The sequence below is a fragment of the Acetivibrio sp. genome, assembly GCF_035371925.1.
Lineage (GTDB): Bacteria > Bacillota > Clostridia > Acetivibrionales > Acetivibrionaceae > Hungateiclostridium.
Genome location: NZ_DAORXT010000031.1, coordinates 16,137 through 29,696, shown reverse-complemented (window position 1 = coordinate 29,696; position 13,560 = coordinate 16,137). Strand labels below are relative to the sequence as shown.

The window sequence follows — 13,560 nt, the reverse complement described above, 5'->3', positions numbered from 1 at the left end:
TTGCTCCTGAAATAGAGACCTCGAAAGCAATACGAGTTTTCGAGAGCATTATAAACTTTAGAAGGAGGGTTAAAATTGTATATAATCTATGTTCGCAACTATAAAAAAAAGCTTGTCTGTCTTTCAATAATCATCGGATTTTGGGTTCTTATGTTTTTACTTACTGAATTATTTTTAAATCAAAGCCTTAACGTAAACGTTACAATCGAAAACTATTTGTCCTTTTCATGCCCTGCCGAATACGATATTGATAATGTGTATGTAAATGAAATAATTAAAGGAAGCCTGATTGAAACGGGCAAAATCTTCAAAAGGCCCCGTACCGAAGAGTTTTCAACCTATGAATCAATTGAAGGAGGTTTCAGCTTCAAATATCCCTCTGCATTTTTGCTCAACGAACAGGAATTTGAAGGCACTGAGATTCTCTATCATGTTGGTTTTAAAAACAGAAGCAACACCAGCCACGGTTTCGTGCAGGTATGGAATCTTCCCTATGACCTGAACGAATTTCTTTCAAAATCAAAATCAATTTCCGGGCAAAAATATAAAGAGTTTAAAGAAAAAGAAGTTACAGTAAACTCTATTCCGGGAATATTTTGGAATTACATAGTCATAACCCAGGACAACAAAAGCTTTAAAGGAAATGAGGTGTTTTTGAAGAAAGATGATAAAATGTACAGAATAAGCTACTTCGTTCCCGAAGACTTGTGGGACAAAAAAGAATCAAAATTATTTGAGAGCATTGTCTTCTCATTCAAGACCAATGCCCCAAATAATTAGAAGCAAACTTCATCTATAAAAACACTAGCTTGGTATTCTTACACAGTTTCTGCCGGATTCCTTGGCTTCATACAGCGCATTATCCGCCGATTTTAGAAGCTCAGACTCATTATTTGAAAATTCCGGATAGGATGAAACTCCGAAGCTCACAGTAACTGAAGCTTCCACCAGTTCATCCTTTATCGTGGTCTTTGCAATAATATTTCTAAGCCTTTCCACTTTGTCATATGCCTCTTTAATGCTTGTCCTTGGCAGCAGTATTACAAATTCTTCGCCTCCATACCTTGCAATTATGTCTCCGCTTCGCAAGGATTTTTTCATAAGTTGGGCAATATGCTTTAAAACCTTGTCTCCAAACAAGTGCCCAAAGGTATCGTTAAAACGTTTAAAGTGGTCAATATCCATAATAGCCAAAGACAAATCGTAATTCTCCTTCTTGGCGTTTGCAATCTCTTCTCTGAGTCTTTCCTGGAAATAAAGCCTGTTGTATATTCCCGTAAGACTGTCTATGGTAGCCATCTCATGCATTCTCTGGTACAATTCCACGTTTTCCATGGCAATTCCCACTTGCTGCCCTATTATATTTAGAAGTCTCAGGTTGTTGTCATCAAACGCATTGAAATATTTATGCTCGATAAGCACCAAACCGAATTTTCTCGCCTTTGTAGTAAGGGGAACGCACAGCAGGGAATGTATGCCTCTTCCTTCTGCAAAAGGATATTCCTCCATATCTACAAAATTCTCGAGTATGGGTTCCCCGTTTTGCAATGCGGCAAGAAGCTTTTGACAGTTTATATTGTCATTTAATATAACAAGTTCTTTTCGATTTGCAATATTTGTAGTATGAACCCTGAGCCTTCCTTTTTTCTCATCGTATAGAATTATTGTGGAACTGCTTACTCCCATAACTCCAATTATGATATCATTAACGCTCTTTAACAGTTCTTTGACATCGAGTATTGAACTTATAGCCTGCGTTATCTGCTGCAATGTGAAAAGCTCTGCAAGACTTGTCATAAATTTTTTATTTGCATCTTCCAGTTTTGAATTGCACTCTCTCAATTTGTAATTTTGCGATTTTATCTCTTCCTGGGCCGCCGCCAGCTGCTCATATTTGTTTGCAATCTCCATAAACAGCTTTTTGTTCTGCTGCTCATTCTCATAATTATCTTTGTACAACATGCAGCAAAAAACTGTAAAGAGAAAAAAGCCAAGGTAAATTGAAAACATATATATAATATCTTCCGGTGATTCCAAAAGGCTAATAAACTTATATTCATTCAAATGGAAATAAAACAAATACTTTAAGACTACATTCGCCAAAAAAGCATATCCAACAAGTATAAAAGAAAATTTTCTTCCGCCATAAAAGCTGGTAATCAGGATGAGAAACATGAGCATAATATACGCCCATCCACCGATTCCCTCAAAAAACATGACAGACAGTATAACCGGTACCTCTGCCAGCCTTAGAATGTGATATACTTTTTTGCGAAAAAGCAAGTCCTTTTTAATAAGAAAATATTTGATAATGTTAAATAAAATTGCAAGCGTAAAGAAGCAAAGCTTAGCCGCTGTACTTGGATATACGTTTTTGCCTGTTTGCATGCCAATATCCAAAATTACAATATGAGCAGCAATGACGCCAATAAAAATCCATGTAAAGCGAATAAACACCAGCTCATATTTACTGACTTTCTCCACAAGCCCACTTCCTTTTCAGATAGCATCATTTTGAATGCTCTTTTGCATAATCGCAATAGTCAATAATTTTGCACTTCTCACATTCCGGCTTTCGTGCCTTGCAAACTGCCCTTCCGTGGTAAACCAGCTGATGGCAAAACATAGACCAGCTTTCTTTAGGTACAATCTCCATAAGTTCGAATTCTATCTTTTTCGGATCACTGCTGCTTGCCAGTCCTATTCTGTTGCTTAATCTTTTAGCATGGGTGTCAATCACAATACCCGGTATACCGAACACATCGCCTAAAATCAGGTTTGCAGTCTTTCTTCCCACCCCGGGCAAAGTCAGCAAATCTTCCATATTGTCGGGAACTTTGCCATCATATTTCTCAATAATGATTCTGCAGGTTTCCTTAATATTCTTCGCTTTGTTGCGGTAAAATCCTGTCGGTTTTATATCCTGCTCCAGCTCTTCTAAATCAGCATCGGCAAAATCCCGGGCATTTTTATATTTCTTAAAAAGTGTCTTTGCCACTATGTTAACCCTCGCATCGGTACATTGTGCGGCAAGCTGTGTGGATATGAGCAATTGAAGAGGATTCTCATAATCTAAAGTACATTGGGCATCTTTATATAATTGATTGAAAATCTTTATTATCTCGTTAACTCTCTCTTTCTTGTCCATTAAACCGTCCTCCACTATATTATAACAAATAAATACATTCATTGCATAGAAAAGATTGCAAATAAATTTATTTTTTTGCATCTGGCTACAGAAAAAAGTCCAGGTAAACCGGACTCTTTTCTGTATATAAGAATGAAAACATATTATTTCTTCTTTTTTGTAAGCTTCATATACAAATCGGAATATTTGCTTGCCGAGTTGCTCCATGAATAATCGGCACTCATGGCGCGTTTTACCATAGCCTCCCATTCAAGGGGCTTTTCATTGTAAAACTTAATTGCCCGTTTAATGGTCTTTAACATATCCTTTGATGTAAAGTCCTCATATGAAAAACCGTTTCCGTTTTTCTTATCCTTGTCGATGTCAATTACCGTCTCTGCCAATCCTCCTGTCGCTCTTACTATAGGTATGGTACCGTATCTTAGACTAAACAGTTGTCCTAAGCCGCAGGGTTCAAATCTCGACGGCATCAGGAACATGTCACTGCCTGCATAAATGCGCTGAGCCAAAGGAGCATTAAACCCGATAAACACCCCTACCTTTTCAGGATACTTTTCCTGAATTTTCTTAAATCCTGTCTCATAGTATTCGTCCCCGGCTCCTAAAAGGACAAACTGAATGTCCTCCTTCATCATCTCGTCAATTTCATCCATTATAAGGTTTAAACCTTTCTGTCCAGTCAACCTCGATATAAGACCGATAACAGGCACATCCTTTTTCGGAAGCCCCATTTCCTTTTGAAGAGCATATTTGTTTTCCACTTTCAGCTTAAATGTCTCAACATTATAGTTTTTATGAATCCTTGGGTCGGTTTCCGGATTGAACACATCGTAGTCTATACCGTTTACTATTCCGTAGAGGTCTTTTGCCCTGTTTTTCAGTAAGCCCTCCAGTCTTTCGCCGTATCTTTCCGTCTGAATCTCTTTTGCATAGGTCTCACTTACCGTCGTTATAATATCCGTATAAACCAATCCCGCTTTCATAAAGCTGAACATTCCGTAAAATTCAACCTTTTCAGGCACAAATACATCATCCGGCATTCCCATGATGCCCATTACATCTCTCGAGAAATTTCCCTGATATTCAAGATTGTGAATTGTAAACATAGTCTTTATGTTTTTATAAAACGGATACTCTTTATATTTCTCGTTTAAAAACATGCAAATTGGTCCTGTATGCCAGTCATTGCAATGGATTATATCCGGTTTGAAGTCTATTTTAGGAAGCATATCCAATGTTGCCTTGCAGAAGAAGGCAAACCTGTCTGCATCATCAAAATAACAGTATATACCGCCTCTGTTAAAGTAATGATAATTATCTACAAAATAAACAGGTATACTCAAATCTTTACCGTCGGCCTTAAAGTCAATTTTACCTTCACGTACGATACAGGTTGACTGCCTGCCTGCCATATCAACCGGAAAATCCGTCACATACTTCATATCAGCTTCTATCTGCTGATACCTCGGCATTGCAATCCGAACATCATACCCCATGGAAACCAAAGACTTCGGCAAAGAACCTGCTACATCTGCCAATCCTCCCGTTTTAGCAAATGGAGCCACTTCAACGGAAACAAACAACACCTTTAAGTTATGATTCTCTTTCATCATATACCTCCGTTTTATCTTTTTTGGTAAAATGAAAATAAATCATTTTATTTTGAATGATTATATCAAAAAATTAATCCAATATTATAATAATATCCATTTTGATCGTGCGTGAAACACCAGTTTACATCATTATGTCAAAACCAACCGTTTAATAAGTCTTGCCCTCTCCTGCCATCATCACCAGCAAATCGGCAATTTCAGGGTCAAACTGCGTTCCGCTGCACCTTTTTATCTCTTTTAGAGCCGATTCCATATCCATACCTTTTCTGTAAGGCCTGTCGCTGGTCATGGCATCAAAGGCATCGGCCACACACATTATTCTTGCAAAAATGCAAATTTCATCCCCTTTAAGTCCATTGGGGTATCCCTTTCCGTCGTATCGTTCATGGTGCTGCAGTATGGCATTTAAACCGTTTTTTAAAAATTCCACATCCTTTAGGATATTATATGCAATAAGCGGATGTTTTTTTATTTCGTTAAATTCTTCATCCGTCAATTTCCCCGGCTTGTTTAATATATTTGCCGAAATCCCTATTTTACCTATGTCATGCAGTATGGCTGCATATCTTAAATCCTTGATTTCTTCCTCGGAAAGCTTCAACGCTCTTGCAAGCTCGCAGGATATTTCCATAACCCTTTGGCAATGTCCCCTTGTATAAGGGTCCTTTGCTTCTATGGAATTGGCAAGACACATAACGGTCTGGAGATAACCGTACTGAATATTGTCAAACATTCTCATCAGTTCGACATTTTTTCATTAAGCTCCTCTTTCGTTTTATCCAACTCTTTTATATAGCTGTTGAGTTCCTCATTGCTTGCAGCTGCTTGCTCATACAGAGCCTCTATTTCTTGCTTCTGGCAGTATATATTATTAAACATTTCAGCATTTCTGATACCTATTGCAACATAGCATGCAAGACTTTTTAAAAAACTTAAATTAACTTCCGAAAAAGCCTTTGCTTTTGAAGTGCCGATAAAAATAGCACCAATCAATTCATCCGAAACATTTAGCGAAATAGCCATAATCTTACTGTTATCTTCGCTTGAAAGCATTTCAATCTGGGGCTCCGACAAAGAATTTTTCCCGGCAAGGTTTCCCACATATTGCTCATAATCAATACTCTCAACATTTTTCAAGGATTGATTGCCATACTCATAATTAAATATCGGCTCAAAAGACTTTTTGTCAACAAAGCAAACATAAAACCATTCGCATCCGGTAATTCGCACCAGTTCATTATATGTATGCTTCATTATTATTTTTACATCAAAAGTTGACGTAATAATTTTGGATACTTCATGGAGAGAATCCAATTCGGCTTCCATTTTTTAATTTTATTATTATATGTTAACAACTCTTCTTGTTTTTGCCTGTTGAATATGGTGTTTGATATGTAATCTACAAATATTAACGCCAGAACAGACTCAATAACAACTAAAAATTTAAAATCCGAAGTCCGTACAAATTCAACTGCTGAAAACACCAGTATGGAGCATAGGAAAAAAGATTTAGTTATCAATATTGGTACAGCTTTATTTCGCATAAATTACCTCCGCTTCGGGTAATGTTCCGTAGACAAGATGATTTGACAGCAGTATTTAGTATCATTATTCTACATATCGTCAGAAAAATCCTTTAGCTTAATAGAATTTAACATAAGACGGCAAAAAGGGCGGCTAATCCACAGCCACCCTTTCTATACAACGTCTTATGTTATTTTTGCTCATCCAGTGTCAATTCCACAGTAATATCTCTATCATCCCTGTGTATTTTTATCTTAACCTTGTCCCCTGGTTTGTACTTGCTCTTTTGCTCTTCCAACTCATCATAATTCTTTATCCTTACGCCGTTAAACTCCGTAATTATGTCGTCTTTTTGAATACCTGCTTTATAAGCTGCACTGAATATTTCAACATCGTAAACAAGCACTCCTTCCGGAAGTCCGTAGCGGTCGGCTATTTCCTTGGTATAACCGCTGTTTATCTGTATGCCAATGGAAGGTCTTCCTTTTACATACTTAAACTCAATAAGGCTGTCTGTTATTTCCTTCGCTTTGTTTACAGGTATTGCAAAGCCAAGACCTTCATAACCGCCTCCGCCAATCTTTGCAGTATTGACACCAATTAACTTTCCTTCGGCATTAACAAGAGCGCCTCCGCTGTTTCCCGGATTTATCGAAGCATCAGTCTGTATAAGCTTCAGTTCCTTGCCGTCAGTTATTGGTATTGTTCTGTTAAGACCGCTTATCACGCCCACAGTAACCGAACCCATATATTCAAGTCCTCCCGGGTTTCCTATGGCAACTGCAAGCTCACCGACTTTTATCTTATCCGAGTCTCCAAATTCAATTGCAGGCAAATTGTCCGCATCGATTTTAAGTACTGCCAGGTCTGTCTTCGAATCGGTTCCTACAACGGTAGCAGGATAAGGTGTATCAACATCGCTTGGTAAAATAACATTAATACTTGCATTCGGTAACATACTTTTGGTTCTTTCATTCAGAGCCGCTTCAATAACATGGTAGTTTGTCATTACATATCCGTCACTTCTTATTATGATACCTGAACCCTGGGATTCCGTATCTTGCGGCCCAAAAAACCAGAAGTCGCTTACGGTTGTTGTCCCTTTTACGCTTATACCCACAACTGAAGGCCCTACCTTTTCAGCTATTGCAACTACTGCTGAAGAATCGGTATTTTCGATAACAACCTTCTTATAATAATCCGAACCCAGACCGGATGTAGTCTCTCCCGAACCCTTCACTTCATTACCGCTTCTGAAAATGGACTGAACCGAAGGACTTAATGCCGGAACTCCAAATACGAAGAATCCTCCTACTATAGACCCGCCCAATATGGAACTCATGACAGCGACAAGTATCATTTGCATCAAGACACTATTCTTGCGCTTCTTTGGTTTTGTATAGTTTTCGGAGTAATATGAAGCTGCCTTCAAGTCTGCAGGACTTCCTTCATAAAGCTTTTCACTTTCAAATGCTTTCTCATAAACATCTCCAGTCACATTTTGAGCTCCATTTTCACGCAAAACATGAGGTGCATTTTCATTAGCATTTAAATCAAAATTTTGAATTACTTTTTCATCTACATTTCCATAAATATTTTCACTATCATTTTTAATTGCATTTCCCATTACATTTTGATCAAAATTATCAATATTTGCGTTATTTGATTGTCCGAAAGCGTTTATTTCATTTTCTTCATTGTTAAAACCATTATAATTTAATTCGTCCATACCCAACTCTCCTTTCATTTCGACGTATTTTCTTTTGATGATTTTATTATAGGAAATGAATTTTAAAAACTTATGAATAAATTGTTAAGATTACTTTTTTATATATTTTAATTTTTAAATATTTTCATTGCTTCCTTTATCGAGAGTAAAATAAAACTTTGTTCCCTTTCCTACTTCACTCTCAACCCAGATTTCCTGCTTGTGGTCGTTTATTATGTTCCTGACTATCGCAAGTCCAAGCCCTGTACCGCCCTTTTCCCTGCTTCTTGATTTATCTGACTTGTAAAATCTTTCCCAGATAAGGTCAATTTCATTCTCGTCAATTCCTATACCATTATCCTCCACGGATACAAGTATCTTGTTTTTGTACCTTGATGTGGATACATTTATCTTCCCGCATGGCTGAACAAATTTTACCGCATTATGCATAAGATTTATCAGCACCCTCTCAATGGAATCCATATCTGCTTTTACAAACATATCCTCTTCCTCAAAATTTGCTTCAACATCAATATCCTTTTGTGTTATAAAGTTTTCAAGCTTTATGATACACCGTCTGATAAGCTCGTTAATATTGAAGTTTACCGGGTTTATGCTAATTTCCCCTGACTCCATTTTGGCAAGGTCAAGAAGGTCTGTAGTCAGCCTGTTTAGCCTTCTTATTTCATCCCTGACAACTAAAAGGTAGTCCTTTTCCTTTTCCGGAGGAATGGTTCCGTCCAAAATTCCTTCTATAAATCCATGTATTGAAGTCATTGGAGTCCTAAGCTCATGGGACACATTGGCAATAAAGCCTCTTCGCATATTCTCCAAATTCTGAAGCTCTCCCGCCATGTTGTTAAAGCTTCTCGCAAACTCACCTATCTCGTCTTCGGATGAAATATCAAGCCTTTCGTCAAAATTTCCGCTTGCAATTTTCTTTGCCGCACTGTTAATCTTTTTCAAAGGCCTTGAAAGCTTCAGTGAAAAAATATAGACAAGTATTATTGATATTACTATGGAAACGGCAACAGCAAATATAAAGAACTGGAAAACACTGCTTCTTGCTCTTTGGACCTCGGGAACAGGGGTATGAAGGTAAACAGCCCCTAAAATCTTTTCATTATACATAAACGGCTTTTCGATTGTAAGCCACGACACATTGGTATCCTTAAACAGGCCGTAAAAATCCCCCATTTCCTTGACCAAAGGCACACTTCCGCTCATAACGTCTTTATACTGGGCAGGATTTTGCAGTCTAACCTTACCTGTGTCATCGGTAAGCTTTTGTACTATTCCCTTGACCACTGCCTGATTTCCCTTGATAATGCCAATTTCCCCTTCTGTGGACACAATCCATATGATAGAACCGGTGCTCTGGCTTTCTCTTTCCAATGTATTGTCCAACATGCTCCGGTATATTTCATCCCAAAATGCAAACATAGGGTTGTTGTAGTTGTTGTAATAAGCGGTCAAATAATCGTTCAGCATACTGTTTATGCTGTCTGCGGTATCACTGAGTAAATTTACCTTTTCCTCTGAGGCAAAATTCCCAAGAAAAATATAAAGCATCACCCCGGTTATGGATGTACTTACAAGCAAAATGGCAATAAATATCACAACAATTTTGCTAAAGAGCGTTTTTAGCATTATTTCACCTCAAATTTGTAGCCGACACCCCAAACAGTTTTGAGCTGCCAGTTTTGGCCTTCGCTGTCAAGTTTCTCCCTAAGTCTCTTTATATGTACATCCACAGTCCTCGAATCGCCATAAAAATCAAATCCCCAGACCTGCTCCAAAAGCTGCTCCCGAGTAAAAACTTTATTGGGGTTTGAAGCAAGAAAATACAGAAGTTCCAGCTCCTTTGGCGGAAATTCCATATCCTTGCCGTTTACTTTCAATGTGTAATTAGTCTTGTTTATAATAAGATTCGGGTATACTATCTCTTGAACATCGCTGTCCTTGTGCTCATACCTTCTGAGTACAGCCTTTACCCTTGCCACCAGCTCCTTCGGTTCGAAGGGTTTTACAAGATAATCATCCGCACCAAGCTCCAAGCCCAACACCTTGTCAAAAGTTTCTCCCTTGGCCGAAAGCATGATTACGGGAATATTGCTGATTTTTCTTATCTCCCTGCAAACCTGCCATCCGTCTGCCCCGGGAAGCATAATATCAAGAATGACTATGTTAGGAGCCATACTCCTAAATACCTCCAGAGCCTTGTTGCCGTTGTATACGGTTACAACCTCAAAACCTTCTTTCTCCATGTACAGCCTTATAAGTTCACAAATATTTACATCATCGTCAATTACGAGTACTCTGGTTTTACTGTTCACACCCATCACCCCAATAATTTTGATACGCAGACCTGTACAAAATTCTACTTAAAACATCCTCTTCTCAGTTTAATATTTCGTGGCGGAAAGGCAAACTGTTTAGCACTATGTTCTGAATCCTTATTTCCTCCTGCAGCTTTTTCTGCTCTTCCTTAAGCTCGCTTATAGTATTTGCAAGTCTTTCATTTTCTTCAATTAAAACTTTGACCATCTCTCTTATCTCATTAATAATAAGCCTGTCCTCTTGCCTCATAAACATCCCCCTAATTAGTAATATATAAATTTATAAAAAACTAACACATATAAAAGCAATATCATTTAATCTGTATTATTAGTATTAATATATTAGAATACATTATTTGTTACTGTATATTATAGCAAATTTATTGTTTTGTGAATACCGAATTTAAAATAAGCTGTTTCTTACCATACAATATCTGTTGACTTAACGTTGGCGTTATGATAAGTTTTAGTTAGCACGATTTATTATTTATAATCATCGTAATATCATATGTTTGCAGGAGGGATTAAAATATGGTTGATTCTACTTTTGTTACCGTTTTAGTTTCAGTTGCAGTCATCGCTATCATTATCGGTTTGTTTGTATATATAAACAAAAAGTCGAATTCTTCAACATCTGACCGCAGTGAGTCTTCCGTAAATCCGGTTTCTTCTTCGGATGACACTACCAAACCCTGCAGCAATCTTCCCGATGACGATGCCCTGGTTGCAGTATTGACCGCTGCAGTGCTTGCAAGTATGGGAAACAGACCTGACATAAAAATTAGAGTAACTTCTTTCAGACGTATACCTGAGACATCGCCAATTTGGAATACCGTGGGAAGAAAAGAGTATATCTCCAACAAGCTCTAAGCAAAGCAAACTTGGATATTTTCGTTAAAACTCAGTTGTATGTTCTATTTAGAAACAATTTCACAGCATTTTCGCCTAAAATAATTTTCTTCTGGTCGTCATCAAGTTTCATTGCCATGAATCTTTTCAAATCCCATGCAGGGCTTCCCCATGGGTAATCGGATCCAAAAATGAGTCTTTCGGCTCCGATTTCGTTTATTACACCTATGGGTATGCTATCGTCAAGCCAACTGGGCTCATTTGTTTCTCTTATCGGAGGATAACCCGAAATAACAATCGACGTGTCAAAATAAACATTTTTATAGTACTGCGCAAGCCTTAAAACATCGTCTACATTGCCGTCAGCCATATGGGTAAGTACGAAAGGTATATTTTCATACCTTGCAATAAGCGGCTCTAAAGTTTCCACATCGGAAAAACTGTTTAGCCTTGCATTCGCCACTCTGCCGCAATGGAATACTATCGGAAATGCAATGTCATTGCAATGCTCATATACACCTTCCAATCTTTTATCCTTAGGGTCAAATCCTTGAGCCATTGGATGAAGCTTGATTCCCTTTGCTCCTTCCGAAATATATTCATGAAGCAAGCCGGTAAAGGATGCTTCCATGTCGGGATGAAAGCTTACCAGGGGTATCAGATTCGGATGTTTCCGTGATTCTTCCAAAGTCCATTTGTTGTTGGCGTGAAGGATTTTAGTCGACGCAAAATTAGCCATTACGGTATAATCAATACCCTCACTCTCCATTTTGCTTAAAACATCGTCAATTGTCCCTGTTCCCGGATTTTCAAATTCTATATTATATATTTTGTTGAAAGACTGTAATACTTTCAAAGAAACCTCTTTAGACGAAAAAGTATGAACATGTCCGTCTACAATTGTAAAGCTGCCTATCATTTCTTACTACACCCTTTGCTTTTTTCGTATAATTTTATTATAATTAAATCCCAATTCTTTTGCCATTAAAGTAATTATAGATTATTATTAACTCCAAATCAAATAATAAATTTTATCTTTTCAATTCTTTGCATCCATTTTAAAGTCTGCTATAATTAAATGGTTAAAATATCATAAAACATATAAAATAAAGCTAGAAGGAACTGATTTTATGAAGTACATAGTGATTTTAGGGGACGGAATGGCAGATTATCCAATTCCCCAACTGGACAATAAAACACCGCTGCAATATGCCAAAAAACCCAATATTGATTTTCTTGCTCAAAATGCTGAGGTCGGTATGGTAAAGACCATCCCGGAAGGCATTCCTCCGGGAAGTGATGTTGCAAACCTTTCTGTAATGGGCTACAACCCCAAAATTTTCTATACAGGGCGTTCGCCCCTTGAAGCGGCAAGCATGGGTATAGACTTGTCAGAGACGGATGTAGCCATAAGATGCAACCTCGTCACATTGTCGGAAGATGAAGAGTATGACCAAAAAACCATGATTGACTACAGCTCCGATGAAATATCTTCAGAGGAGGCAAAAGAGCTTATTAGCGAAATAAACAAGCATTTTAAAAGTGACGGCATCTGTTTTTATCCCGGCATAAGCTACCGACACTGCATGGTATGGAAGAACGGCTCCACGGGATTAGAGCTTACTCCTCCCCATGATATACTCGAAAAGAAAATCACCGACTACCTTCCCTCCGGGGAAAGCACAGAAATGTTATTGGATATGATGGTTAAAAGCTATGACATTTTAAAGGACCATCCTGTCAACAAGGCAAGAATCGGCAGAGGACTTCGCCCCGCCAATTCCATATGGCTTTGGGGAGAGGGTAAAAAACCGAGTATTCCAAAGTTTTATGACAAGTACAAGTTAAACGGCTCCGTTATTTCCGCGGTTGACCTTATTAAAGGAATAGGTATTCTGGCCGAACTTGGAAATGTTGAAGTCGAAGGCGCCACCGGAAACATCGATACCAATTTTTATGGAAAGGCTCAGGCAGCACTAAAGGAGCTTGAATCGGGGCGGGATTTTGTGTATCTTCACGTAGAAGCACCTGATGAGTGCGGTCACAGACATGAAATTGAAAACAAAGTTAAATCAATTGAGTTGATAGACGACCTGATTGTCGGTCCAATTATAAAGGGACTTGAAAAGTATGATGATTACAAGATTTTAATTTTACCTGATCATCCTACTCCCTTGTCTTTGAGGACACATACTGCCGAGCCGGTTCCTTTTCTAATTTATCAAAAGACAAGTCCGAAAAAGTCCGGTGTAACCGGATATGACGAATTACAAGCGGGCAAAACAGGCCTCATCATTGACGAGGGCTACAAGCTTATGGACCACTTTATACTGGCTTGACATATTTTCCCTTGCAAATTAGTTCTTGAAATCGCCCGGA

General features: G+C 38.1%; 13 protein-coding genes. 3 read left to right on the top strand and 10 right to left on the bottom strand.

The window, feature by feature from the left end; genetic code table 11:
* The first annotated feature begins 75 nt into the window (after positions 1–75).
* The gene (locus PLH43_RS06175; protein ID WP_324361177.1) at positions 76–780 is read left to right on the top strand and encodes a PsbP-related protein; all 705 of its coding nucleotides are present in this window, start codon (positions 76–78) and stop codon (positions 778–780) included.
* Between the two features lie 24 nt (positions 781–804).
* On the opposite strand, the gene PLH43_RS06170 is transcribed toward PLH43_RS06175, so the two are convergent.
* The 9 genes from PLH43_RS06170 to PLH43_RS06130 all read right to left on the bottom strand — a co-directional run bounded on the left by PLH43_RS06170 (position 805) and on the right by PLH43_RS06130 (position 10,582).
* Positions 805–2,484 (bottom strand): diguanylate cyclase, encoded by a 1,680-nt coding sequence (locus tag PLH43_RS06170; RefSeq protein ID WP_324361175.1) that lies wholly within the window; start codon positions 2,482–2,484, stop codon positions 805–807.
* Positions 2,485–2,509: 25 nt separating this feature from the next.
* Positions 2,510–3,148, bottom strand: a complete 639-nt coding sequence (nth, locus tag PLH43_RS06165) for an endonuclease III (RefSeq protein ID WP_324361173.1) — start codon at positions 3,146–3,148, stop codon at positions 2,510–2,512.
* Positions 3,149–3,291: 143 nt separating this feature from the next.
* Positions 3,292–4,758 (bottom strand): glycogen synthase GlgA, encoded by a 1,467-nt coding sequence (glgA, locus tag PLH43_RS06160; protein ID WP_324361181.1) that lies wholly within the window; start codon positions 4,756–4,758, stop codon positions 3,292–3,294.
* A 151-nt stretch (positions 4,759–4,909) separates the two neighbouring features.
* A complete protein-coding gene (locus PLH43_RS06155; protein ID WP_324361171.1) occupies positions 4,910–5,500 on the bottom strand; it encodes an HD-GYP domain-containing protein in 591 nt (196 codons plus the stop codon).
* Positions 5,500–6,087, bottom strand: a complete 588-nt coding sequence (locus tag PLH43_RS06150) for a GAF domain-containing protein (RefSeq protein ID WP_324361169.1) — start codon at positions 6,085–6,087, stop codon at positions 5,500–5,502. The genes PLH43_RS06155 and PLH43_RS06150 overlap by 1 nt, the downstream gene beginning before the upstream one ends.
* A gap of 388 nt (positions 6,088–6,475) precedes the next feature.
* Positions 6,476–8,014 (bottom strand): trypsin-like peptidase domain-containing protein, encoded by a 1,539-nt coding sequence (locus PLH43_RS06145; protein ID WP_324361167.1) that lies wholly within the window; start codon positions 8,012–8,014, stop codon positions 6,476–6,478.
* Positions 8,015–8,128: 114 nt separating this feature from the next.
* Positions 8,129–9,643, bottom strand: a complete 1,515-nt coding sequence (locus tag PLH43_RS06140) for an ATP-binding protein (protein ID WP_324361165.1) — start codon at positions 9,641–9,643, stop codon at positions 8,129–8,131.
* Positions 9,643–10,329, bottom strand: a complete 687-nt coding sequence (locus PLH43_RS06135; RefSeq protein ID WP_324361163.1) for a response regulator transcription factor — start codon at positions 10,327–10,329, stop codon at positions 9,643–9,645. The genes PLH43_RS06140 and PLH43_RS06135 overlap by 1 nt, the downstream gene beginning before the upstream one ends.
* Before the next feature lie 64 nt (positions 10,330–10,393).
* The gene (locus PLH43_RS06130; RefSeq protein ID WP_324361161.1) at positions 10,394–10,582 is read right to left on the bottom strand and encodes a hypothetical protein; all 189 of its coding nucleotides are present in this window, start codon (positions 10,580–10,582) and stop codon (positions 10,394–10,396) included.
* Between the two features lie 281 nt (positions 10,583–10,863).
* Here PLH43_RS06130 and PLH43_RS06125 point away from each other — a divergent pair, with 281 nt between their 5' ends.
* Complete coding sequence (locus PLH43_RS06125) at positions 10,864–11,202, top strand: OadG family protein (RefSeq protein WP_324361159.1); 339 nt, start codon at positions 10,864–10,866, stop codon at positions 11,200–11,202.
* A 31-nt stretch (positions 11,203–11,233) separates the two neighbouring features.
* Here PLH43_RS06125 and PLH43_RS06120 read toward each other — a convergent pair whose 3' ends face one another.
* The gene (locus PLH43_RS06120) at positions 11,234–12,100 is read right to left on the bottom strand and encodes an amidohydrolase family protein (RefSeq protein ID WP_324361157.1); all 867 of its coding nucleotides are present in this window, start codon (positions 12,098–12,100) and stop codon (positions 11,234–11,236) included.
* Positions 12,101–12,311: 211 nt separating this feature from the next.
* On the opposite strand from PLH43_RS06120, the gene PLH43_RS06115 reads away from it, so the two are divergent.
* Positions 12,312–13,520 (top strand): cofactor-independent phosphoglycerate mutase, encoded by a 1,209-nt coding sequence (locus PLH43_RS06115; protein WP_324361155.1) that lies wholly within the window; start codon positions 12,312–12,314, stop codon positions 13,518–13,520.
* Positions 13,521–13,560 lie beyond the last annotated feature (40 nt).

What these genes read in the sequence shown, in the direction of transcription:
- nth (WP_324361173.1), bottom strand. Translation starts at nt 3,148, where the DNA reads ATGGACAAGAAAGAGAGAGTTAACGAGATAATAAAGATTTTCAATCAA.
- glgA (WP_324361181.1), bottom strand. Translation starts at nt 4,758, where the DNA reads ATGAAAGAGAATCATAACTTAAAGGTGTTGTTTGTTTCCGTTGAAGTG.
- PLH43_RS06155 (WP_324361171.1), bottom strand. Translation starts at nt 5,500, where the DNA reads ATGAGAATGTTTGACAATATTCAGTACGGTTATCTCCAGACCGTTATG.
- PLH43_RS06150 (WP_324361169.1), bottom strand. Translation starts at nt 6,087, where the DNA reads ATGGAAGCCGAATTGGATTCTCTCCATGAAGTATCCAAAATTATTACG.
- PLH43_RS06145 (WP_324361167.1), bottom strand. Translation starts at nt 8,014, where the DNA reads ATGGACGAATTAAATTATAATGGTTTTAACAATGAAGAAAATGAAATA.
- PLH43_RS06140 (WP_324361165.1), bottom strand. Translation starts at nt 9,643, where the DNA reads ATGCTAAAAACGCTCTTTAGCAAAATTGTTGTGATATTTATTGCCATT.
- PLH43_RS06130 (WP_324361161.1), bottom strand. Translation starts at nt 10,582, where the DNA reads ATGAGGCAAGAGGACAGGCTTATTATTAATGAGATAAGAGAGATGGTC.
- PLH43_RS06125 (WP_324361159.1), top strand. Translation starts at nt 10,864, where the DNA reads ATGGTTGATTCTACTTTTGTTACCGTTTTAGTTTCAGTTGCAGTCATC.
- PLH43_RS06120 (WP_324361157.1), bottom strand. Translation starts at nt 12,100, where the DNA reads ATGATAGGCAGCTTTACAATTGTAGACGGACATGTTCATACTTTTTCG.
- PLH43_RS06115 (WP_324361155.1), top strand. Translation starts at nt 12,312, where the DNA reads ATGAAGTACATAGTGATTTTAGGGGACGGAATGGCAGATTATCCAATT.